At 66.3% G+C, this 23,607-nt stretch carries 17 protein-coding genes; 4 read left to right on the top strand and 13 right to left on the bottom strand.

Annotation, left to right across the window (positions count from 1 at the left end; translation table 11 throughout):
* Positions 1–370 precede the first annotated feature (370 nt).
* From ABD243_RS05830 to ABD243_RS05820, 3 genes are read right to left on the bottom strand one after another with little or no spacing between them, the layout of a single operon-like run.
* The gene (locus ABD243_RS05830) at positions 371–4,090 is read right to left on the bottom strand and encodes a 1,4-alpha-glucan branching enzyme (protein WP_344363097.1); all 3,720 of its coding nucleotides are present in this window, start codon (positions 4,088–4,090) and stop codon (positions 371–373) included.
* A 1-nt stretch (position 4,091) separates the two neighbouring features.
* Positions 4,092–5,888 carry a maltose alpha-D-glucosyltransferase gene (gene treS, locus ABD243_RS05825; protein WP_344363095.1) on the bottom strand — a complete coding sequence of 599 codons (1,797 nt, stop codon included), beginning with the start codon at positions 5,886–5,888 and terminating at the stop codon, positions 4,092–4,094.
* A 5-nt stretch (positions 5,889–5,893) separates the two neighbouring features.
* Complete coding sequence (locus tag ABD243_RS05820; protein WP_344363093.1) at positions 5,894–7,966, bottom strand: alpha-1,4-glucan--maltose-1-phosphate maltosyltransferase; 2,073 nt, start codon at positions 7,964–7,966, stop codon at positions 5,894–5,896.
* A 152-nt stretch (positions 7,967–8,118) separates the two neighbouring features.
* Here ABD243_RS05820 and glgP point away from each other — a divergent pair, with 152 nt between their 5' ends.
* On the top strand, positions 8,119–10,737 hold the full coding sequence (glgP, locus tag ABD243_RS05815; RefSeq protein ID WP_202615944.1) for an alpha-glucan family phosphorylase: 2,619 nt from the start codon (positions 8,119–8,121) through the stop codon (positions 10,735–10,737).
* Positions 10,738–10,802: 65 nt separating this feature from the next.
* On the opposite strand, the gene ABD243_RS05810 is transcribed toward glgP, so the two are convergent.
* Together ABD243_RS05810 and glgX are read right to left on the bottom strand one after the other, a co-directional pair.
* The gene (locus ABD243_RS05810) at positions 10,803–11,159 is read right to left on the bottom strand and encodes a barstar family protein (RefSeq protein ID WP_116768623.1); all 357 of its coding nucleotides are present in this window, start codon (positions 11,157–11,159) and stop codon (positions 10,803–10,805) included.
* 22 nt (positions 11,160–11,181) lie between these two features.
* Positions 11,182–13,296: a glycogen debranching protein GlgX gene (glgX, locus tag ABD243_RS05805; protein WP_344363088.1), complete on the bottom strand. Its 2,115-nt coding sequence runs from the start codon at positions 13,294–13,296 to the stop codon at positions 11,182–11,184.
* 116 nt (positions 13,297–13,412) lie between these two features.
* Between glgX and ABD243_RS05800 the strand changes: the two genes are divergently transcribed.
* Positions 13,413–14,216 (top strand): carbon-nitrogen hydrolase family protein, encoded by an 804-nt coding sequence (locus ABD243_RS05800; RefSeq protein ID WP_344363087.1) that lies wholly within the window; start codon positions 13,413–13,415, stop codon positions 14,214–14,216.
* Positions 14,217–14,610: 394 nt separating this feature from the next.
* Here the strand turns inward: ABD243_RS05800 and rlmB are convergent, their stop codons facing one another.
* The 6 genes from rlmB to ABD243_RS05770 all read right to left on the bottom strand — a co-directional run bounded on the left by rlmB (position 14,611) and on the right by ABD243_RS05770 (position 19,800).
* Positions 14,611–15,612 (bottom strand): 23S rRNA (guanosine(2251)-2'-O)-methyltransferase RlmB, encoded by a 1,002-nt coding sequence (gene rlmB, locus ABD243_RS05795; protein WP_344363084.1) that lies wholly within the window; start codon positions 15,610–15,612, stop codon positions 14,611–14,613.
* Between the two features lie 134 nt (positions 15,613–15,746).
* Complete coding sequence (gene cysS, locus ABD243_RS05790; RefSeq protein WP_344363081.1) at positions 15,747–17,225, bottom strand: cysteine--tRNA ligase; 1,479 nt, start codon at positions 17,223–17,225, stop codon at positions 15,747–15,749.
* A gap of 98 nt (positions 17,226–17,323) precedes the next feature.
* Entirely contained in the window at positions 17,324–17,683 is a 360-nt protein-coding gene (locus ABD243_RS05785; RefSeq protein ID WP_344363079.1) for a hypothetical protein, read from the bottom strand.
* A 96-nt stretch (positions 17,684–17,779) separates the two neighbouring features.
* Positions 17,780–18,286, bottom strand: coding sequence for a 2-C-methyl-D-erythritol 2,4-cyclodiphosphate synthase (ispF, locus tag ABD243_RS05780; RefSeq protein ID WP_344363076.1), 507 nt, complete (start codon positions 18,284–18,286; stop codon positions 17,780–17,782).
* Entirely contained in the window at positions 18,283–19,116 is an 834-nt protein-coding gene (gene ispD, locus ABD243_RS05775; RefSeq protein ID WP_344363074.1) for a 2-C-methyl-D-erythritol 4-phosphate cytidylyltransferase, read from the bottom strand. Before ispD ends, ispF begins: the two co-directional genes overlap by 4 nt.
* Before the next feature lie 201 nt (positions 19,117–19,317).
* Complete coding sequence (locus ABD243_RS05770) at positions 19,318–19,800, bottom strand: CarD family transcriptional regulator (protein ID WP_026266570.1); 483 nt, start codon at positions 19,798–19,800, stop codon at positions 19,318–19,320.
* A 325-nt stretch (positions 19,801–20,125) separates the two neighbouring features.
* Between ABD243_RS05770 and ABD243_RS05765 the strand changes: the two genes are divergently transcribed.
* Positions 20,126–20,695, top strand: coding sequence for a hypothetical protein (locus tag ABD243_RS05765; RefSeq protein ID WP_344363138.1), 570 nt, complete (start codon positions 20,126–20,128; stop codon positions 20,693–20,695).
* A 163-nt stretch (positions 20,696–20,858) separates the two neighbouring features.
* Here ABD243_RS05765 and ABD243_RS05760 read toward each other — a convergent pair whose 3' ends face one another.
* Positions 20,859–21,539, bottom strand: a complete 681-nt coding sequence (locus ABD243_RS05760) for a response regulator transcription factor (protein ID WP_091255327.1) — start codon at positions 21,537–21,539, stop codon at positions 20,859–20,861.
* Positions 21,536–22,768: a sensor histidine kinase gene (locus tag ABD243_RS05755; RefSeq protein WP_344363135.1), complete on the bottom strand. Its 1,233-nt coding sequence runs from the start codon at positions 22,766–22,768 to the stop codon at positions 21,536–21,538. Before ABD243_RS05755 ends, ABD243_RS05760 begins: the two co-directional genes overlap by 4 nt.
* A gap of 207 nt (positions 22,769–22,975) precedes the next feature.
* Between ABD243_RS05755 and phoU the strand changes: the two genes are divergently transcribed.
* On the top strand, positions 22,976–23,607 hold a 632-nt coding region (phoU, locus tag ABD243_RS05750; RefSeq protein WP_344363072.1), incomplete at its 3' end, for a phosphate signaling complex protein PhoU.

Genomic DNA, 23,607 nt, shown 5'->3' with positions numbered 1-23,607 from the left:
TTGGCACACTATTGAGTTCTCAAACAACAGACACACCCGGCACCACCACAACCAACAAACAGTCGCGGATCGCTCCGGAGCAACTTTTCAAACTTACCCGGCCGCTTCACCCTTGTCAAATCGGCGGTCCCGACTCAGTCTTGCCATAGGCTTCTGGGTCTTGGTGGCCGTTCAACTCCGGGGAGCAGCGCGGAAATAAACTCTACCACCACTTGGCCCCGCTGACAAAGCCGCCTCGAAGAGGGCGCGGAAAAGCCCGGAATCACGGGGATTCCGGGCTTCTCCCAGATGCTCACGCGGGGCTTACGCCGCTCGGGTTCACCACGCGAGGCTGACCGCGCTCCCCCACCGGCTTCGCGCCGGGCGGCGCCTACGCCAGCGGTTTGAAGTAGGCGGCCCCGAGCGGGGGCAGGGTCACGGTGAGCGACGCCGGCTGACCGTCGATGCCCTCGTCCGCGGCAGTCAGAGTTCCGGTGTTTTCCACGCCGGAGCCTCCATAGCTGGCGGCGTCGGTGTTGAGCACTTCCTGCCATGCTCCGGCAGACGGGACGCCCAGGACATAGTCGGTGTGCGGGCCGCCGGAGAAGTTCACGGCGCAGACCAGCGGGTTGCCGTCAGCATCGCGGCGGATGAACGTCAGCACGTTGCGGTCCGAGTCTCCCCCGTTGATCCACTGGAAACCCTCCGGCTGGTTGTCCCGCTCGTACAGGGCCGGCGTGGAACGGTACAGCTCGTTGAGGTCCTTGGTCAGGAGCTGCATACCGTTGTGTGCCGGGATGTCGGCGAGCCACCAGTCCAGGCCGTACTGCTCTGACCACTCCGCTTCCTGGCCGAATTCCGTGCCCATGAAGATCAGCTGCTTGCCCGGGTGCGCCCACTGGTACCCCAGGAACGCGCGGAGGTTGGCCAGCTGCTGCCACCGGTCGCCGGGCATCTTGCGCAGCATGGAACCCTTGCCGTGCACAACTTCGTCGTGGCTGATCGGCAGGAGGAAGTTCTCCGAGTAGGCATAGACCATCGAGAAGGTGATGGTGCCGTGGTGCCATCTGCGGTTGTAGGGGTCCTCCGCCATGTACTGGAGCGAGTCATGCATCCAGCCCATGTTCCACTTGAGGCCGAAGCCCAGGCCGCCGCCGCTGGTGGGTGCGGTGACGCCCGGGAATGCGGTGGACTCCTCGGCAATCATGACGGCACCGGGGTGCGTCTTGTAGACCGTGGCGTTGACTTCCTGCAGGAAGGAGATCGCTTCCAGGTTCTCGCGGCCGCCGAAACGGTTGGGCCGCCACTGCCCCTCCTCACGCGAATAATCGAGGTACAGCATGGAGGCGACGGCGTCCACGCGCAGCCCGTCGATGTGGAATTCGTCGAGCCAGTACAGGGCATTGGCCACCAGGAAGTTGCGGACCTCCGTGCGGCCGAAGTCGAAGATCAGCGTTCCCCAGTCCGGGTGCTCGCCCAGGTTCGGGTCGGCGTGCTCGTACAGGGCCTCGCCGTCGAACCGCGCCAGGGCCCATTCGTCCTTGGGGAAGTGCGCCGGGACCCAGTCCAGGAGGACGCCGATGCCGGCCTGGTGGAGTTCGTCGACGAGGTGCCGGAATTCGTCCGGGTGCCCGAACCGTGAGGTCGGTGCGAAGTAGGAGGTGACCTGGTAGCCCCAGGAGCCGCCGAAGGGGTGCTCGGCCACGGGCATGAACTCCACGTGGGTGAAGCCGAGCCATTTGACGTACTCCACGAGTTCCTTGGCCAGTTCACGGTAGCCCAGCCCCACACGCCACGAGCCGAGGTGGACCTCGTACACGCTCATGGCTGAGTTGTGAGGATCGCGGCCGGCGCGGGCCTGCATCCACTCGGCATCCTTGAAGACATAGGAGGGCTCGATCACGCGGGACGCCGTCAGCGGCGGGACCTCGGTTCCGAAGGCCAGCGGATCCGCTTTTTCCACCCAGTAGCCGTGCCGGGTCCGGATCTCAAACTTGTAGCACGCCCCTGCTACAACGCCGGGGATGAAGAGCTCCCACACGCCGCTGGAACCCAGCGAGCGCATCGAGTGTTCCCGGCCGTCCCAGCCGTTGAAGTCGCCCTTCACGCGCACCGCCTGCGCGTTCGGGGCCCAGACGGCGAAGGACACGCCGTCGACGTCGCCGAGGGAGGACTTGTAGTGCTGGACGTGCGCGCCGAGGGCCTCCCACAGGCGCTCGTGCCGGCCCTCACCAATCAGGTGCAGGTCGATTTCACCGATTGTCGGCAAGTAGCGGTAGGGGTCGTCCATGCGCTGCGGCTCGTGGTCCTTGTAGGTCACTTCGAGGCGGTAATCCGGCACGTGGCCACGCTCGAGCGGTTCCATCACAGCCACCCACACGCCGCCCGATTCGTGCGTCATGGGCACAGCACCTGCCGACGTCACGACAGAAACTGCCTCCGCCAGGTGCTTCACGGTCCGGATCGTGACGTGGCCGTGGTCATCAAGGTGGGCACCCAGGACTGAGTGGGGCGCGTGGTGTTCGCCGGATGCGACCCTCGCAAGAGTCTCGCCGTCCACGGGCAATGGTGCGCCGGGCCGATCGATACGTGCTGATCCTGTCATTTTTATACCTTCCGCTGTGGCTTCGGCGGCGACGCCGGAACCTGTACTGCCGAGGAGACGACGCGATGCGTTCACCGGGATGGAGAGCCAGTCCGGCCTGTTCCTTAGTTCGTAGATGACTTCGTAGAGTGCTTTGTCGAGCCACAGCGCCACAAAGAGCGGCGAGTCGCGGTCGATGCTGCCGGGGATGACTTCGGCGTAGCCGGCCAGGAAGGCCTCCGCGCAGTCATCCACCCATGTCCCCGGCACCACGGCACCGGGATTCTCGCGGACGGCGGCGCCGGCGGCGTAGTCGAAGGACCGCAGCATGCCGACTACGTCGCGCAGCGGGACGTCGGGAAAATTGCGTTCGGAGATCGGGCGCAGCGGCTCACCCTCGAAGTCGAGGATGGCCCAGCGCGGCGCAGCCCCGGGCTCGCCCGGGACGCTACTGCTCGGAACCTGCAGGATCTGTCCGAGATGGAGGTCGCCATGGATGCGCTGCAGCCGCCCGGCGCTGGTGCCTTCAAGCCGGTCGAGGAGCCGGTCCAGCCGGTCCTCGTACGGTCCGACGGCGTTGCCGGCCTGGGCCCAGGACTGGCGCACCCGCTGGGCTACTCCGGGGGCGATGTCCTCGCCCGGCGCGGATTCGGTGGCGGTCCCCAGCGCCTCGGCGAGCCGCCGGTGCACCGTGGCCGTCGCAGCGCCCAGGGCATGGGCCTCAGCGCTGAATCCGATCCCCCGGCTGGCCGCGTCGACGGCGAGCCGCCAGGCATCGAGCCCGCCGGAGAGGAATTCGTGCGCGACGGCGAGCTCGCCGCGGGCGGTACGGACAGCAGCGGACGGGCCCACACCGAGCGCAGCCGCAGGAGTCTCCCATTCCCCCGTAACCCAGCCAAGGGTCGCCGGGACTTCCTCGGTGCGCCCCGCCGTCAGCGCCGCGCCGATTTCGACCTCGGGGTTCTGGCCCTCGGACAGCACCCGGAAAAACTTCACGATGGCAGCCGAACCGCCGTCGTCCACTATCACCGAACTGTTCGATTGCTCCCCGGCGAGCACCTTCACCTTGCCCGTCGCGAACGGCAGGCGGTAGCCGGACTCCACCAGGTGGCCGGTCGCGTGTCCCGACGGCGTGCTTCCGCCGTCGCGGATGAGCTCCAGCCACGCGGCGACGAAGGAGGCGTCGTGGACGCCGTCGTAAACCCAGCGGTGTGCAGCGTCATCGCGCGTGCCGGGAAGTTCGCCGATCAGCGCACGCTCGCCACCGGGCAGCGGTTCCGTGCGGAAACTGAGCGGCACCTGGACGATGTCGGTCCGGCTGCCGTCGGGGGTGGGATAGGACACCGCCAGCAGGAACACCTCGCACACCGCCGTGCCGGGAGCGCCCTCCCCGCCGCCGGTCTCGAGGCGCAGACCGCCCGCCGGTTCGAAGCTGAACTCCGCACTTTTGACGGGGAACCATCGCTGGCGCGGAAGCCAGGCGCCAAGCAGTGCGCTCAGGGCCGGGGCAAGGGTCGGTCGGGTCATCTCAGCCTTCGATGGACAGGATAGGCATCGCCTGAGTGAACGGGGATGCCGGGTTGGAAGCTGCGGAGCGGATCCGCAGCCAGAAGAAATCGTGGCTGCCCAGGGTCAACGTCAGGGTTCCGTCATCGCCGATGGCCGGGAATGCCTGGCCGCCGAACACGTCCCGGAGTCCCCGGCCGGCGAATTTCGGCACGCGCAGGGTGGTTGCCACGGGGTGCTGCGAGAGGTTGAAGGCGCACAGGATGGTCTCGGCGTCCTCACCGGCGGCGTTGCCTTCCGGGAGCTCGCGCAGGTAGGCGAGGACGACGTCGTGGTCGGCTTCCACATGCTTGAATCCGCCCAGGCCGAAGGCGGGGTGGTTCTTGCGGACGCTCAGGATTTGGCGGGTCCAGCGCAGCAGCGACCCCGAATGTGCGGCCTCGGCCTCCACGTTGGCCATGCTGTAGTTATAGACCAGCGACTGGATCACGGGGAGGTAGAGCTTTCCGGGGTCCGCGTTGGAGAACCCGGCGTTGCGGTCCGGGTTCCACTGCATCGGGGTGCGGACGGCGTCGCGGTCCTCAAGCCAGATGTTGTCCCCCATGCCGATCTCGTCCCCGTAGTACAGGAACGGGCTGCCCGGCAGGGACAGCAGCAGGGCGTTGATGAGCTCGATTTCGGAGCGGGAGTTATCCAGCAGCGGGGCCAGCCGGCGCCGGATGCCGATGTTGGCGCGCATGCGCGGATCCGGCGCGTACCAGCCCAGCATCGCGGCGCGTTCATCGGACGTGACCATTTCCAGCGTCAGTTCGTCGTGGTTGCGCAGGAACGTGCCCCACTGGGCGCCTTCGGGAATGTCCGGGGTGTCCTTCATCGTCTCGATGATGGGTGACGCCTTCTGGTCCCGCAGCGCATAGTACAGCCGCGGCATGATCGGGAAGTGGAACGCCATGTGGCATTCCGGATCCTCTTCGGTGCCGAAGTACTCCACCACTTCGGCGGGCGGCTGGTTGGCCTCGGCAATGATCACGCGGCCCGGGTAGCTTTCATCGACCATCTTGCGCAGCTTGCGGAGGAATTCGTGGGTCTGCGGCAGGTTCTCGCAGTTGGTGCCCTCCTCCTCGAACAGGTACGGGATGGCGTCCGCGCGGAAGCCGTCGATGCCCTGGTCCAGCCAGAACCGGACGACGTCGAAGAGCGCGTCAATGACCTTGGGGTTCTCGAAGTTGAGGTCGGGCTGGTGGCTGAAGAACCGGTGCCAGAAGAACTGCCGCCGGATGGGGTCGAAGGTCCAGTTGGATTCCTCGGTGTCCACGAAGATGATGCGGGCGTCTTCATACTTCTCGTCCGTGTCGCTCCAGACGTAGAAGTCCCCGAAGGGCCCCTCCGGATCCTTGCGCGACTCCTGGAACCACGGGTGCTGGTCCGAGGTGTGGTTCAGCGGAAGGTCGATGATCACCCGGACGCCGCGGGCATGGGCCTCCGCCACGAGCCGCTTGAAGTCACTGATGGTCCCGAACTCGTCCAGGACGGAGTTGTAGTCGGAGATGTCGTAGCCGCCGTCGCGCAGCGGTGACTGGAAGAACGGCGGGAGCCATAGGCAGTCCACGCCCAGCCACTGCAGATAATCCAGTTTCTCGATCAGTCCGTGAAAGTCGCCCGAGCCGTCCCCGTTTCCGTCGGCGAAGCCCCGGACCAGGACCTCGTAGAACACCGCTTTGCGGTACCAGAGGGGGTCGTGCTGGAGGCCTGGAGCGTTCAGTTCAAAACTTCCCCTCGGGCTGAAGTGCTGGCTGGGGTTCTGCGGGCTAAAACTCACTGGCACTACCTCCGGATGCTAAGAATGTGGGCGGGCTCGACGTGCGGGTCCAGACGGACGTAGTTGTACTCCCCCCATTCCCAGCTCTCGCCGGTCAGCAAGTCATCGACCATGAAACGGCCGTTGTGCGTGAAGTTGTCCGGGTCCAGTTCCAGCGCCGGCAGATCCAGGGACACGGTGCTCTCCCGGGTGCCGTGCGGGTCCACGTTGACGACGATGATCAAGGTGTCCTTGGTCCCGTCGGGGAGGGTCTTGTGCTTGGAGTACACCACGGTGGACGTGTCCGTGCTCTGGTGCAGCGTCAGGTTCTGCAGGTCCCCGAGGGCCGGGTGCGCGCGGCGGATCTCGTTGAGCCGGGTCAGGTACGGCGCCAGGCTGCGCCCGGTTTCGGCCGCCGCATCCCAGTCGCGTGACTTGTACTCGAATTTCTCGTTGTCGATGTATTCCTCGGCTCCGGGACGCGCCACGTGTTCGTAGAGCTCAAAGCCGGCGTACACGCCCCAGATCGGGCTGGCCGTTGCGGCCAGCGCGGCGCGGATCTTGAACGCCGACGGTCCGCCGAACTGCAGGTACTCGGTGAGGATGTCCGGGGTGTTGACGAAGAAATTCGGCCGGAAGTAGGCCGGTGACTCGTGGCTGACCTCCTGGAAGTACTCCTCCAGTTCTTCCTTGGTGTTCCGCCAGGTGAAGTAGGTGTAGGACTGCTGGAAGCCGGCCCGGCCGAGGGCGTGCATCATGGCCGGGCGGGTGAACGCCTCGGCCAGGAAAACGACGTCGGGATGCTTCTTATTGACCTTCCCAATCAGCCATTCCCAGAACCACACGGGTTTGGTGTGCGGATTGTCCACCCGGAAGACCTTGACGCCGTGGCTGACCCACAGCAGCACGATCCGCAGAATTTCGTTGGACAGCCCCGCGGGGTCGTTGTCGAAATTCAGCGGGAAGATGTCCTGGTATTTCTTGGGCGGGTTTTCCGCGTAGGCGATGCTGCCGTCCACCCGGGTGGTGAACCATTCCGGGTGGCTTTGCACCCACGGGTGGTCCGGCGCGGCCTGCAGGGCCAGGTCCAGGGCGACTTCGAGCCCCAGTTCCTCGGCCCGGGCCACGAAGGCGTCGAAGTCTTCGAAGGTGCCCAGGTCCGGGTGGATCGCGTCGTGGCCGCCGTCCTTGGACCCAATGGCCCACGGGGAGCCGGGATCGTGCGGTCCGGCAATCAGGGTGTTGTTCGGCCCCTTGCGGTGCTGGACACCGATCGGGTGGATCGGCGGCATGTAGATGATGTCGAAGCCCATGGCGGCGACGGCGTCAAGGCGTTTCGCGGCGGTGCGGAAGGTGCCGGAGGTCCACTCTCCGGTGTCGTGGTTGCGCACGGCACCTTCGGAGCGCGGAAAGAATTCGTACCAGGAGCCGCTGCCGGCGAGCGCACGCTCCACCAGCAGCGGGTACGGTTCGGAGACCGTCACGAGTTCGCGGATGGGCTGGCGTTCGACGACGGCGGCGATCTCGTCGCTGAAGCCGGCGGCGAGGCGCTCCTCCGGTGTCCGGGCGGTGTCCGAGAGCACGACGACGGCCATCCGCAGCGTCCGGCGGTCGGCAGAGGGTCGCGAGGCGTCCTCGGAGGCTTCCGCCAGCAGGGCCGCGCCTTCGGCCAGCATGAGCTCGACGTCGATGCCGGCCTCCACCTTGACCTCGGCGTTGTGGTGCCAGGTGCCGTAGCGGTCATGCCATGCCTCGATGACGAAGGACCATTTGCCGGTGGCGGGCGGGGTCAGGAGGCCTTCCCAGCGGTCGGTGCCCATGCCGCGCGGTCCGCGCGGCGGTGCGAGGCGGACCCGCTGGCGCTCTTTGCCGCGGGGGTCGAGCAGGACGGCGCTGACGCCGAGCTGGTCGTGTCCCTCCCGGAACGCGGTGGCACCCACCACAATGGATTCGCCCGCAACAGCTTTGGCCGGGAACTTTCCGTCTTCTACCGACGGCTGCACGGCGGTGATCGGAAATCGGCCAAATCGAAGGCCATCCGTGATCAGGGCCTTGGGCTTTTGCTTGGACAGGGCACTGGTTCGCGAGTTATTCGTCACAGGCTCGACGTTATCTACAAAACGGCCAGAATGCTAAGGCCTCGAACGTTTTGTGAGAGGTTTCCGGTTCGAGTCGGACCGATATCCGTCATTTACCGGAAAGAATCTTAAAGCGGTTCCGGGGCACCGAGTTGTCCGTTAGTGTTTCGCTGGTGAAGGCAATCCGCAGATTTACTGTCCGAACCGTTCTTCCGGAGTCCATCCGGCCGTTGGCCCGTCTCGCCACCAATCTTCGGTGGTCCTGGCATCGGCCCACCCGGGAGCTTTTTGAGGGCCTCAACCCCGGGATCTGGGCGGAGAGCGCCCATGACCCCGTGACGTTCCTGGGCTTGGTCAGCCGGGAAGAGCTGCAGCGCCTCGCGGCGGACCAGGACGTGGTGCGGCGTGTCCATGCCGCCGCCGACGACCTCGACCGCTACCTGGAGCAGCCGCGCTGGTACCAGAGCCTTGGCGACGGCGCCCCGTCGTGCATCGCCTATTTCTCGCCCGAGTTCGGCATCACCGAGGTCCTCCCCCAATACTCGGGCGGTCTGGGCATCCTGGCCGGAGACCACCTGAAGGCGGCGTCGGACCTCGGCGTGCCGCTGATCGGCGTCGGGCTCCTGTACCAGGCCGGATACTTTAAGCAGTCCCTGTCCCGCGACGCGTGGCAGCAGGAAACGTACCCGGTCCTGGACCCGGACGGGCTGCCCCTGACGCTCCTGCGCGAGGCATCGCCGGACGGCAACGGCAAACCCGTGCAGATCTCCCTTCCCCTCCCCAATGACCGGCGCCTGCTGGCGCACGTGTGGCGGGCCGACGTCGGGCGTGTTCCGCTGCTGCTTCTGGACTCCAACGTTCCGGGCAATGACGAAGCCGCCCGCGGCATCACCGACCGCCTGTACGGCGGCGGCGGTGACCACCGGCTGCAGCAGGAGCTCCTGCTGGGCATGGGCGGGGTTAAGGCACTGCGCGAGTTCCAGCGCCTCACCGGGGTCCCGGCCCCGGAGGTCTTCCACACCAACGAAGGGCACGCCGGGTTCCTGGGCGTCGAGCGGATCCAGGAGTTGATGTCCGGCCCGGCCCCGCTGAGCTGGGACGAGGCCCTGGCCGCCGGTCGGGCGTCCACCGTGTTCACCACCCACACGCCAGTCCCGGCCGGGATCGACCGCTTCGAAATCTCCCAGATCCAACACTTCTTCGAAGCCGGTCTCGCACCAGACGTCCCGGTGGCAAAGATCCTGGATCTGGGCCGCGAGGACTTCACTGACGGCAACCCGTTCGTGTTCAACATGGCGGTCATGGGCCTGCGGCTTGCCCAGCGGGCCAACGGCGTGGCCAAACTGCACGGCGTGGTCTCCCGCGGAATGTTCTCCGCCCTCTGGCCGGGCTTTGACCACTCCGAAGTCCCCATCACCTCCGTCACCAACGGCGTGCACGTCCCCACCTGGGTGGACTCCCGCATCTCGGCGCTGGCGCGGGAAAAGTTCGGCGCCGATGCTGAGGCGCAGGGCCCCTGGGACCTGGCCTACAACGTCACCGACGAGGACCTGTGGGCGTTGCGGCGCGAAATGAGGGTGTCCCTGGTCGAGGACGTCCGGCGCCGGCTCCGGGCCGCCTGGAAGAAGCGCGGCGCGGCCGACGCCGAGCTGGCATGGACGGACTCCGTCCTGGATCCGGACATCCTGACCATTGGCTTTGCCCGCCGTGTGCCCACATACAAGCGGCTGACCCTCATGCTGCGGGATCCCGAACGACTCAAGGCTCTCCTGCTGCACAAGACTCATCCCATCCAGCTGGTGATCGCCGGGAAGTCGCACCCGGCCGATGACGCGGGCAAGAAGATGATCCAGGACCTGGTCCGGTTCACCGACGACCCCGCCGTGCGGCACCGGATCGCGTTCCTGCCCAACTACGACATCGCCATGGCGCGGACCCTGTTCCCGGGCTGCGACGTGTGGCTGAACAACCCGCTACGCCCGCTGGAAGCCTGCGGAACCTCCGGCATGAAGGCGGCCCTCAACGGTTCGCTGAACCTCTCGGTCATGGACGGTTGGTGGGACGAGATGTACGACGGCGAGAACGGCTGGGCGATCCCGACCGCCAACAATGACGCATCGCCGGAAGAACGTGACGACATCGAGGCAGCGGCACTCTACGAACTGCTTGAAACCCAGGTGGCGCCGCGGTTCTACGGGCTGACCGTCTCGGACGGGGCCGGCGCTGCCGGGCCCTCGGAGTCCGGCCCGCAGAAAGTGCCCACCCATTGGGTGTCCATGATCAAGCACACGATGTCTCACCTTGGCCCCGCGGTCTCCGCGGAGCGGATGCTCAAGGACTACGTCAACGTGCTGTACCGCCCGGCCGCGATCGCGGGACGCCACGCCGTGGCGGAGAACTACGCCCAGGCCAAGGCCCTGGCGGGGTGGACCTCACGGATCCGGGCGGCGTGGCCCCACATACAGGTGGAACACGTCGACTCCGTGGGGGTCTCCGAGGACCCGCAGATCGGCGATCTCCTCCAGGTCAACGCCTATGTCTCCCTCAGCGAGCTCTCACCGGACGATGTCTACGTTGAGGTGGCCTACGGCCGGGCCGAAGAATCCGACGAACTGGCGGACATCACGGTCGCGGAGCTCAAGGCCGCCGAAGACCTCGGCCGGGGCCGGCACCTCTTCAGCGGCACGCTGGTGATCGACCGTTCCGGGTCCTTCGGTTACACCGTGCGCGTGCTGCCCAAGCATGAGGCACTGGCGTCCAAGGCCGAGCTCGGCCTGATCGTCAACGCGTAGCGTGCCCTGGCGGGCCGTCGTTCTCAACGCCGGCCCGCCGGGGGCTGGCGGCCCGGAACCCGGGCCTAGAGGCAGACGGCGATGACGGCCAGGCTCGTACCGGCGTAGCTCTCGGCGTCCTGCAGGGTTTCGCAGATGACGCCGAAGGAGCGGTCCGCGCGGAGCGCGGCCGGGACCTGCCAGATGAAGGTGACAGGGGCCTCGCCGTCGTCCGTCACGGCATCGGCGACGTCGTGCAGCGAGTCATGCAGGGCGTCCAGGTCCACGCCGTCGTCCTCGGGGAAGTCCAGGACTTTGCTAAAGGTCTCCAGGACCGCCTGCTTGGTGTCGGCGGCGGGGATCACTAGGGTGCGGCGGCCGGCGTCGTCGATTTGCTCTGTGAGTTCTTCAATGGTCCAGGTGTCTGCCGAGTAAATCTTCATGGGGTCCTTAGATTGCAGCTGATCAGGTGCGGTAAATATTGATCGTGTTGGCCTGGACGACATCCCGTTCACCGGAGGCAACGCGGGCGCCCTGACGCCGGTCATGGAGCTCGGAGGTGGTGACGCGAAGCTCGAAGCGCCGGTGCCCGGTACCGTCCTCATTGCTGAGCCGCGGCAGGGTGACCTTGACGTCGTCGGCACCGCCGTTGACCACCACCAGACCATCCACGTGCCCGTCGTCGGAACCGAGCAGGAGCTGGATGACGCGGTGGGCCGGGTCATTCCACGTGTCGGCCGACATCGGGTTGCCGTCCACATCGAACCAGTGGAAGTAGGACTGGGTGTCGCGCGTGGGGTAGTCATGCGGCTGGCCGGCCAGGAACTCCTTGCGCAGCCTGATGACGCGCTTGGTGGTGCGCAGCATCGCATGGGATTCCGCGGTGTTGGTCCAGTCAATCCAGGTGAGCGCGTTGTCCTGGCAGTAGGCGTTGTTGTTGCCCTGCTGGGTCCGGCAGATCTCGTCGCCGGCGGCAATCATGGGTACGCCTTGGGAGATCATGAGGCAGGCCATGAGGTTCCGCCTGCTTTGGGCCCGGCGGGCCAGGATGTCGAGGTCTTCGGTGGGGCCTTCGAAGCCGTGGTTGTAGCTGCGGTTGTCCCCGTGGCCGTCGCGGTTCTGCTCCCCGTTGGCCTCGTTGTGCTTGCGGTCGTAGGCGGTCAGATCGGCCAGGGTGAAGCCGTCGTGGGCGGTGATGAAGTTCAGCGAGGCGAGCCGGGACCGGCCCGAAGACTCGAACAGCCCGGCGGAACCGGAGAGGGCATCCGCGAGGCGGGCCACGGGGCCGCCGTTACCGCCGGCGTCGATCGCAGCGCGGTCGGCGAGCCAGAAGCTGCGGACGGCGTCGCGGAAGTGATCGTTCCAGTCCACCCAGCCGGCCGGAAAGCGGCCCGTCTGCCAGCCGCCGTAGCCCACGTCCCAAGGCTCGGAAATCAACTTGATCCCGGACAGGACAGGATCGGCGCCCACCGCGACAAGGAAGGGGTGCCGGGGATCGAATTCGTTGGCACTGTTGCGGCACAGCGTGACGGCGAGGTCGAAGCGGAAGCCGTCGATGTGGAATTCGTTCACCCAGTAGCGCAGGGAATCCAGTACCAGCTGCACCACGCGGGGCTCGCCGAAGTTCAGGGTGTTGCCGCAGCCCGTGGTGTCCACATACCTGCCGTGGCCGTCGTTGCGGTAATACTGCATCTCGCCCAGGCCGCGGAAGCTTAAGGTGGGACCGTCCGTGCCGCCCTCGGCCGTGTGGTTGTAGACGACGTCGAGGATGACCTCCAGCCCGGCGGCGTGCAACAGCTTGACCATGCCCTTGAACTCGTCCTGGACCGCGTGCGCGCCGGCAGCCTGGGCCGCCGCGGTGGCGTAGCCGGGGTGCGGGGCGAAGAAGGCGGCCGTGTTGTAGCCCCAGTAATTCGTCAGCCCGAGCTGCTGCAGGTGCGGCTCGTCGACGTGGAAGTGGACGGGCAGGAGCTGGATCGCCGTGACGCCCAGCGAGATCAGATGCTCGATCATGGCCGGGTGGGCCATGCCGGCGTAGGTCCCCTGCAGTTCCTCGGGAATATCCGGGTGCAGCTTTGTCTGGCCCCTGACGTGGGCCTCGTAGACGATCGTGTTGCGCCACGGCACGCGCGGGCTGCGGTCCAGCCCCCAGTCAAAGTCACTGCCGACCCGGACGCTGGTGATCAGCTCTTCGCGTTCGTCGACGGCCCGGCCGTACGGGTCCATCAGCAGCGGCTGCTCGCCGGCGGCGTCAAAATCCGTGGCGGGCATGGACAGCGGGAGGGCCTCGTGTTCCGGAGAGGCCCGGAAGCCGTAGCGCGACCCTGCGGGGATGCCCTCCACAATGCCGTGGTGGACACCATCGGTGATGTTGGGCAGGGTCTTGACCTGCCAGGTTCCCCCGGGCGGCTGATATGCGATCTCGAGGGTGGTCACGCCGGGCGCGTAGACAGCCACGTTGGCGAACGCGCCGCGGGGATCGTCCACTGCCGGCGACCCGGTGTGCGGAACGCTGATTCCCAGCGGAAACGCTCGCGAAGCGTCTACGGTGGAAGCTGTGTCTATAAAGGGCATAACCATTGCTTAAAGCTTAGCCGGGCCGAACAAATGGCCCTCATTTTCGTTTTCATGACGTTTTGCAGTGTACGGAAGCGCCGCACTGCATACTGGAATGAAGCGCCGAGTTGGAGGTAATTGTGCGCGCAGCATTAGCCCAAATCATCACCGGACGCGATCTGGCCGCGAATCTGGCCCTCATAGAGGACTATGCACGTCAGGCAAAAGCCGGCGGCGCGGAGCTGGTGGTGTTCCCGGAAGCCGCCATGCGGGCTTTCGGAAATTCACTTCTGGATATCGCCGAGCCGCTGGACGGTCCGTGGGCATCACGCGTGCGCGCCCTCGCCGCGGAACTCGACATCGTCATCGTCGCGGGGATGTTCACCCCCGGCATCGCCGGCAACGGCCCCAAGGTGCGCAACACCCTGCTCGTCACCGGCCGAGGCCTCGAGGCCAGCTACGACAAGATCCACCTCTTCGACGCCTTCGGCTTCGCGGAGTCGGACACGGTCGACGCCGGCGCCGACCCCGTCACCTTTGAGCTCGACGGCGTGACGTTCGGCCTCGCCACGTGCTACGACATCCGCTTCCCGGACCTTTTCACGGAAAACGCGGACCGCGGCGCCGACGTGAACATTGTGTGCGCATCCTGGGGCTCGGGCCCCGGCAAGGCCGAGCAGTGGAAGCTCCTGGCCCGCGCCCGCGCCCTGGACTCCACCACTCTGGTCCTCGCCTGCGGCCAAGGCGACCCCGCCAGCGCGGGCCACCCGGTCAAGGGCTCCGCCCCCACCGGAGTCGGGCACTCCGTGGTGGTCTCCCCCATGGGCGACATCCTGGCAGAGCTCGACGGCGCCCCCGGACTGCTGTTCGCCGACCTCGACACCGCCACAGTCAAGGAAGCCCGAACCAACCTCCCGGTCCTAGCCAACCGCCACAAGTTCTAAGTCGGTTCCCCGGTCACCTTCGACCTATTGCTCTGACGCGGCGCATCTAGCCAGGCGATGCGCAAATGCCCTGTCGCTACGGGTATTCCGGTAGCGACAGGGAATTTGCGCGTCGCAGGATCGACTGAGCGTCGTAGGTAACATTCGCGTCCTGACTCCGGAGGGAGCGTCAGAGACGGAACCGGAGTTTTGCTAAGGAGCGCATCGCCGACCAAAGACGCTGGAGGCCGGCCGCGAGGACGAGAGGAAGAGAAGCTCCGAGGGACCCGAACTGAGCTTGCGAAGTTTGGGAAGGGGCTGACCGCTAAGCGACGGCAAAACTTCGGTGACGGCGAACCTGACCAAAACTCCGGCGACGGCGAACCGAACCGAACCGGAACGACAGTAGCGAACCTTACTTAGCGGCGCGCTGGCGGGAGATCTCGTAGAGGGAGATGCCCACTGCCATGGAGGCGTTCAGGGATTCCATGGCGGAGTCGATCGGGATGGAGACGATCTGGTCGCAGTTTTCGCGGACCAGGCGGCTGAGGCCCTTGCCCTCGGAACCCACGACGAGGCACACCGGCTCTGTGGCCAGGGCGAGATCGGGCAGCGAGACGTCGCCGTCGCCGTCGAGCCCCAGCACATAGATACCCATGTTCTTGAACGCCTTGAGCGTGTTGTTCAGGTTGGCAGCGCGTGCGACAGGGACACGGACAGCCGCGCCGGCGCTTGTCTTCCAGGCCGAGGCGGTAACGCCCACGGAGCGGCGCTCCGGGACGATGACGCCGTGGCCGCTGAAAGCCGAGACGGAGCGGATGATCGCACCGAGGTTGCGGGGATCGGTGATGCCGTCCAGTGCCACGAAGAGCGGGGCGTTGGCCACGTGGCCCTTCTTCCAGGCCTCGAGGGTCTCTTCCGCGAGTTCGTAGGCGTCCTGGTATTCGTACGGCGGAATCTGCAGCACGAGGCCCTGGTGGATGGCGTCATCGGTCATGCGGTCGAGCTCGGGCTTGCCGGTTTCCATCAGCGGGATGCCGCGTTCGGCGGCGAGCTTCAGGGATTCCTTGACGCGGTCGTCCATTTCAATGCGGACGGCGACGTGCAGGGCCTTGGCCGGGATGCCAGCACGCAGCGCTTCGACCACCGAGTTGCGGCCGGTGACGACCTCTTCAGTGGCGCGGCCCTTCGGACCTGAGCGGCCGGTCCGGGCTGCGGTGCTCGTGGTGCGGCTTCCGCTGGCACGCTTGGCCTCGGAGCGTTCCGCGAGCTGCTTGTTCTTAAACGCCTTGTGGTAGGGGCGGTCCTCCGCCTTCGGCGTGGGGCCCTTGCCCTCAAGTGCCTTGCGCCCGTGACCGCCGGTTCCGACGGTAGGGCCCTTCTTCATTTTGACCGACCGGCGACCGTTGTTGGCCATGAGTTCCACCCCTGCTTGTTACGTACTTTGTTGATAAGTCTGACCTCCAGTCTACTGACCCGAGTAAAATCCTCGATCAGGGATGGCCCGAGGCAAGGCCAGACTTGGATGTCAGACGGCGCAGCAGCAGTTATTCAGCCACGCTTCAGGCTCCAGCTGGCCCCGTCCGGGCCGTCCTCGACGACTACTCCGGCGGCGGCGAGGGTGTCCCGGATGGCGTCGGAAGCAGCCCAGTCTTTAGAGGCCCGGGCCTTGGCCCGCGCTTCCAGCTGTGCCTCGACAAGGACGCCAAGAGCCGTGGTGGCGTGCGCGTCCGCGGCGGGCCCTGCCGTGGCATTCAGGCCCAGGACATCCAGCATGGCGGTGACGCTGCTGAGTGCCTGCCCGGCCGCATCGAGGTCGCCCGCGGTGAGGGCCGTATTCCCGGACCGGACGGCGTCGTGCAGCGCAGCCAGGGCCTGCGGGACGTTAAGGTCATCGTCCATGGCGGCCGCGAACGCCTCCGGCACGGACGCGGCGGGCAAGTCTTCGGGCGGGGCGGGCCTGGCCGAAACCGTGGCCGAGGCGTCAGGCAGGACCCGGCCGGCCCGGTTGAGGAAACCGTCGATCCGTTCGACGGCGGCGGCCGCTTCCTGCAGGGACGTCGGCTGGTAGTCCAGGACCGAGCGGTACTGCGCCTGCCCCAGGTAGTAGCGGACGACGCGGGCCGGGGCGAGTTCGAGCATTTCCGCCGGACTGACGGTGTTGCCGATGGACTTGGACATTTTTTCGCCGGCGTAGGTGACCATCCCGTTGTGCATCCAGAAGTTCGCGAAGCCGTGGCCGGCTGCCTGGGACTGGGCCATCTCGTTCTCGTGGTGCGGGAAGCGCAGGTCCAGGCCGCCGCCGTGGATGTCGAACTCGGTGCCGAGGTACTTGGTGACCATCGCCGAGCATTCGAGGTGCCAGCCCGGGCGGCCGGCGCCCCACGGCGAGGTCCAGCTCGCCGTCGTCGGCTCGCCGTCCTTGTGGCCCTTCCAGAGCGCGAAGTCCCGGGGGTCCTTCTTGCCGCGCGGGTCGGCGTCGGGGGCGCCCTGCATGTCGTCGATCTTCTGCCGGGTCAGGGAACCGTAGGCGGACCACGAGCGCACGTCGAAGTAGACGTCGCCGGAGCCGTCCAGGGCCGGATAGGCGTGGCCGCGGTCGATCAGCTGCTGGATGAGGGCGTGCATTTCCGGGATGTGGCCGGTGGCGCGGGGCTCATAGGTGGGGCGGGAGACGCCTAAGGTGTCGTAGGCCTTGAGGAATTCCTGCTCGTAGCGGTAGGCCAGCGCCCACCATTCCTCGTTACGGACTGCTCCGGGTTCGTCCTCAAAGTCGGGGCCGAAGGAGGAAGCGGACTTGGCAAGGATCTTGTCGTCGATGTCCGTGACGTTGCGGACCACCGTCACGCGGAAACCCCGGTACTGCAGCCAGCGGGTCAGCTGGTCGAATGCGATCGCGGAACGGATGTGGCCCACATGTGGCATGCCCTGCACGGTGGCTCCGCAGTAGTACAGGCTCACCTGGCCAGGTACCAGGGGGACGAAGTCGCGGACTTCGGCGGATGCTGTGTCGTAAAAGCGCAGGGTCACCGCTCCAGATTAGCCGATGGCGGTCCGCGGGCTCACCGGCGTGCCTGCCGCCGCACCTACTGCCTTGCGGCCAGTCCGGGACCGTCGGTCCGGCAGCCCTACTTGCAGTACTGCCCGATCTTGTTGATCTGCTCGGTGAGCTGGGCCGTTTGTGCGTCCGTCTTGGCCCCCGTGGGGCTCGCGGCAACCTGTTTCATGATGTCGGCCATCTGCTGGATGGGGGCGCCCACCTCCGGCGCCACCTTGTCCGCGACCTCCTGGTAGTGCTGCCCGATCTGCGCGGCCTGCTCCTTGGCGGTCCCGGAGGGCACGAAGGTATCGGTGTTGAGGAACTTGCAGCTGTCCTCGACGCTCATCTTCGGGGTGGCGCTGGGGGTCTGGGGCGCCGTCGTAGAGACGGCGCAGCCGCTCAGCATGGTCCCGGCCACAAGTACGACGGCGGTCAGCAGCTTCTTCACGGCAGGTCTCCTGGCAGTTCGGGACGGGATGTCACGGCGGGGTCTTCCCCCCTCAAGCGTAGGTGACGGAGGCCAGCAGTGTTCAACCTCCGGTCATCAGCCGGCCGGATAGACGAGCGCCGTGGCCACCGCCGAGATCCCCTCCCCGCGGCCGGTGAACCCGAGTCCGTCGCTCGTGGTGGCCGTGACGCTGACCGGCGCGCCGGCTGCGTCGCTGAGGACTCGCTGGGATTCCTCCCGCCGCGGGCCGAATTTCGGCCGGTTGGCCACAAACTGCACGGCGATATTGCCGATCTCGAACCCGTGGGCGCGGACAATCCGGGCGGCCTCGGCCAGCAGGGTCACACCGGACGCGCCGGCATACTCGGGCCGGTCCGTCCCGAAATGCGTGCCGAGATCGCCCACCCCGCAGGCGGAGAAGAGCGCGTCGGCAGCAGCGTGCGCCACGGGGTCGCCGTCGGAATGCCCGGACAGCCCCCGTTCCCCTTCCCAGAAGAGCCCGCCAAGCCACAGCGGCTGCGGCTGGTCCTCGGCGGCGAAGGCGTGGACGTCGATTCCGATTCCGGTCCGGGGGATGACGGGCGGGTTGGTGGACATGCTCATCCCTCTACCCAGCGTGCGCCGAGGGGTCCTTCGAGGAGCCCCTCGGCAAGGACCAGGTCCAGGGGCGTGGTGATCTTGAGGGACTGGCTGGCCCCGCGCACGGCGTGGACGGGCACGCCGAGGAGTTCCACGAGCATTGCGTCGTCCGTGACGAGGGCGGCCTGTCCGGCGTCGAACCCGGCGGCGGCCTCGTGGGCGCGTTTGAGGGTATCGAGGGCGAATCCCTGCGGTGTTTGGACGGCCCGGAGCGACTCCCGGGGAGCCGTCCCGGTGACCAGCTCGGGGGCCACCGCGGCGCCGGCGCCGGTGGTCGGTTCGACGGTCTTGACGGTGTCCACCACCGGCATCACGGGAATAACGGCTGCCGCGCCGGCGCCCAGCGCGGCGGCGACCCGGTGAAAGACGGATTCCGGCGTTAGTGCCCGGGCGGCGTCGTGGACCAGCACGGATTCAACACCGGGCAGGAGCGCGGCCATCGCGGCGCGGACTGACTCGGCGCGGCTTGCACCGCCCTCGACGACGGTCACGACCGGACCTTGGAGGGCGTGACCCGTCGCCGCGTTGCGGCGGTGTGCGGCCGCCAGCTCCTGCGCGAAGGCCTCGCACAACGCACGCAGTTCGGCATCTCCCGGGGGGATGGCAACGCAGATTTGCTGCGCGATCCCGGCGGCCGCCACGCCCCGCAAGGCGTGGGTGAGGATGCTATCCCCGCCCAACGGCACCTTGGCTTTGGGCATGCCGTAGCCCAGGCGTTGGCCCGAGCCGGCAGCCACAACAATGACCGCGGTGACGGGACCGGCCGGTGACGTGTTCGTCGGTGCAGTATCCATGCGCACAAGACTACGTCCCCGCGCCCCCCGAGCACCCCCCGTTGCCCTATCACTTGTGGCGCTTCTGAGCGCTGAGAGGGACCACAACTGATAGCGCAACCGAGGGGGCCGCCGACAACGGGCAAGAAGAAACCCCGGCGGCCTGATGCCACCGGGGTTCGATTCTTATCTGCGCCGGCTCTTAGGTGAGCCGGCCTTGTGCTAGGAAGCCAAGACCTCGTCGAGAACGCTTGCAGCCTTCTCTTCATCCGTCTTTTCAGCCAGTGCCAGTTCCGAAATAAGGATCTGGCGGGCCTTGGCCAGCATGCGCTTCTCTCCCGCGGAGAGTCCCCGGTCGTGATCGCGGCGCCAAAGGTCGCGGACGACCTCTGCCACCTTGATGACGTCACCGGAAGCAAGCTTTTCCAGGTTTGCCTTGTAGCGACGCGACCAGTTTGTGGGCTCTTCAGTGAACTCGGCGCGCAGCACGTCAAATACGTGCTCCAAGCCTTCCTTGCCCACTACGTCCCGAACCCCAACCAGGTCAACGTTTTCTGCTGGAACTTCAATGGTCAGATCACCCTGAGCCACCTTGAGCTTGAGATACATCTTCTCTTCGCCCTTGACGGTGCGCATCTTGATTTCTTCAATTTTGGCTGCACCGTGGTGAGGGTAAACTACTGTCTCGCCGACCTCAAAAACCATGTGGACATTCCCCTTTCCCGCAGACCAGTTTATCACGATTAAGGCATACAACTGGCATCTAAAGGTGCCGGGAACCGCATGAATCCGGGGAAAATGGCCTTAATCCACCCCCTCAAACCCCTTGACGGATGCAGATAATAGTGCCTTCGACGCTAACTGCCAAGAGGTTTCGGACTCCCGTGGAACGGGCCGCTGCTGCCCGGACGCACCCGTCCGCGCGCTTATGTGTAGGCGCCGAATCCTTGTTTGAGGCCGATTGCGGCTAGGCTATGGCTGAATAATGTTTCAAGACTCTCAAGGAGTGCGTGACGTGCGTTTCACTGCGATGAACCGGGGCCAGCGCGGCAAGCTGGCAATGGCAACGGCTGCACTTGGCATCGGGCTGCTGTCCCTGACTGGCTGCAGCTACATCAACCCCCAGCAGACCTCGGAGCAGTACTCGGCGTCGGACGGAACCCGCACTGATCTCGGCCCGCTGCAGCTGCGCAACTTCATCATCGTTGCCGACGGCCAGGACAAGCCGGGCCGCGTGATCGGCGCCGTGTACAACACCTCCTCCAAGGACGTGGTGCTGACCATCAAGGGCGCGGAAGGGTCACAGGCGGAGGTCCCGGTGAAGCAGAACTCCCACACCATGCTCAACGACTCCACCGCCGCGGTACTCCTGACCCCCGCCGGCGCCAAGCCCGGCGCGATGACCGAGGTCACGATCTCCGAGAGCGGCACCAACATGGACGCTAAGTTCAAGGTTCCGGTTCTGGACGGCACGATCGTGGACTACAAGACGTACCTGCCGACGCCGGAGCCGACCCCCAGCAGCACGGCGACTTCCAGCAGCACGGCAACGTCCACCGAAACGGCCACACCGACGCCGAGCAGCACCGCGGGCCACTAGCCCCCGACCACTAAACCGGCCCGGCAGCCTTCGCGGCTGGACGGACTGCCAAAAGCATTGCAGAAGGAGGGGCACCCACGGGTGCCCCTCCTTTTGCATGCCATTTACATTCCCTGGACTCCGGGCCGCCCCGGCAGCTAGTCCAGGGCGGCGTCTCCCATCCCTACGGCTCGAACTTGTAACCCAGCCCGCGGACGGTGATCAGGTACCGCGGCGCCGAGGCATCCGGCTCAATCTTGCTGCGCAGCCGTTTGACGTGGACGTCAAGGGTTTTGGTGTCCCCTACATAGTCGGAGCCCCAGACCCTGTCGATCAGCTGGCCGCGGGTCAGGACACGGCCGGAGTTCCGCAGCAACATTTCCAGCAGCTCGAATTCCTTGAGGGGCAGTGCGATCTGCTCGCCGCCGACGCTCACGACGTGCCGTTCGATGTCCATCCGGACGGGACCGGCCTGCACCGTACTGGAGACGAGTTCCTCAGGCTCGCTCTGGCGCCGCAGGACGGCGCGGACGCGGGCCACGAGCTCCCGCGAGGAGTAGGGCTTGGTGACGTAGTCATCGGCGCCCAGCTCCAGGCCCACCACCTTGTCGATTTCCGAGTCCTTGGCCGTCAGCATGATCACCGGGACACTGGATCGCTGCCGGAGTTGGCGGCAGACTTCGGTGCCCGACTGGCCAGGCAGCTGCAGGTCCAGGAGGACGAGGTCGGCGCCGTTGCGGTCGAACTCGGTAATGGCGTCCAGTCCGTTGTCCACCACCTCCACCTCGAACCCTTCCTTGCCCAACAGATAGGACAGGGGGTCGCTGAAGGACTCCTCGTCCTCAACAATAAGAATCCTGCTCAAGCGCTAGCTCCTTGCTCATGGACGCCGGCGGCGTCACGTCGTTGCGGTCTGGGGTCTTGGCTGGAAGGGTGGGCGGCGGCTTTGCCGGCCCCGGCGCCGTCGGCGTCGTCCTGGCCTTCCATCTCGGGAAGTCGAATGGTGAACGTGGAACCCTTGCCAAGCTGGGACCACAGGGTGACCTCACCGCCGTGGTTGGAAATGACGTGCTTGACGATGCTCAGGCCCAGCCCCGTGCCTCCGGTCTGCCGCGAGCGGGCGGCATCCACCCGGTAGAAGCGTTCGAAGACACGCTCCTGGTCCTCGGGGCTGAGCCCCTCACCCTGGTCCGTCACCGAGACAGCCACGAGACCGTCCTTGGAGCGGATGCCGATGCCCACCTTGGTGTTCTCCGGCGAGTAGCGGATGGCGTTGTCGATCAGGTTCCGCAGCGCAGTGACGAGGAGGTCCTGGTCGCCGTAGACCATGGCATTGGCGTGGCCGCCGACCACCAGTTGGATGTTCTTGCTCTCGGCGGGCAGCTGGGAGCGGTCCACGGCCTCGCTGACCACCGTGTTGATGTCCACGGGGCGGCCCTGCTGCGCGACGTTGGCGCCCTGCAGCCGGGAAAGCTCGATGATGTCCTGGACCAGGGCCGCGAGCCGTGTCGATTCCTTGTGCATGCGCTTGGCAAACCGTTTGACGGCTTCGGGGTCGTCAGCGGACGATTCGAGGGCCTCCGCCAGGAGCGAGATCGCCCCGACCGGCGTTTTCAGTTCGTGGGAGACGTTGGCGACAAAGTCGTTGCGGACTTCCTCGGTGCGGGTGAATTCCGTGCGGTCATCGGCGAGCAGGAGGATATATTCCTCTGCGATCACGGCTGCCCGGACCTGCACAACGATCGTGCCCTGGCCGAGCGGGCCGCGTGGCAGCTCCAGCTGCTTTTCCAGGATGACCCCGTCACGGCGCACCTTGGCGGTCATTTCCAGCAGCTGCTGGTGCACCACGGTGTGCCCGCGGACCAGGCCGTAGGCGTAGGCGGCAGGGCTGGCGCGGACCACGCCGTCGATCGCATCGACCACCACGAACGCGCGGCCGAGGACGGCGAGCACCTCCGCGGCGCCCTCGGGCAGCGAGGGTTCCTCGACGTCGACGTCGACGATGTGCCGCTGCTGCTCACTGACCCGGAATGCGAGTACGCCGAACATGCCAAACGAGAGGCCGATCAGGCCGGCGATCACGCCGATGAGCATTGGATCCACGGCTCCAGCTTATGCTCTGCCCAGCGGACGAAACCGAAATCTCCTGCGATTCCGGCGCCGGTTCAGCTAACGTTCACCTATTGGGGCGTAACAGTTCACCAGACACTGAAAGAGTTGACAGTTGGAGCGCCGGTAGGCGAACCGAAATAGGCCCGCCACTTCAATGGCCGGCAATATTTCCGAGGAAAGGACGCACACGTGCGTAAGGTTTTTCAGGAGGAGCTCGCCCAGGTAAGGGAGCAGCTCGTCGAGATCTCAACGCTGGTCACGGAGGCCATCGACAAGGCCACGACGGCTTTCCAGGGCGCCGACATCGACCTCGCGGAGGACGTGATTGCCGCCGATGCCCGGATCGACTTCCTGCAAAACAGCCTCGACGAACACGCCATTGACATCCTGGCCCTCCAGGGGCCGGTGGCCAGCGACCTGCGCATGCTCGTGGGCTCGCTCCGGATGAGCGCTTCGCTGGAACGCATGGGCGACCTCGCCCGGCACCTGGCCCAGCTGGCGCGTTTGCGCTATCCCGCGACAGTGGTCCCGGAGCAGTTGAGGGAGACCTTCAAGAGCTTCGCCGAACAGGATCTGCTGATCGCCCAGAAGCTCACCGAACTGCTGGCAACCCGTGACCTCGGCGTTGCCCGGGAAATCATGAGGGCCAACGGTGTTGTCAACGACCTTCACCTGAGCGTTTTCAAGGCGATCGCTCGCAGCGACTGGCAGGAGTCCCCGGCCACCACGGTGGACGTTGCCCTGGCCAGCCGCTACTTTGAGCGCTTCGCCGACCACGGCGTCTCCGTAGCCCAGAAGGTGACCTACCTGGTCACCGGTGC

This window comes from Arthrobacter humicola, assembly GCF_039531445.1.
GTDB classification, from domain to species: domain Bacteria; phylum Actinomycetota; class Actinomycetes; order Actinomycetales; family Micrococcaceae; genus Arthrobacter; species Arthrobacter humicola.
Note: the sequence above shows the minus strand (reverse complement) of the source record. Positions and strands in the feature narration are given on the sequence as shown.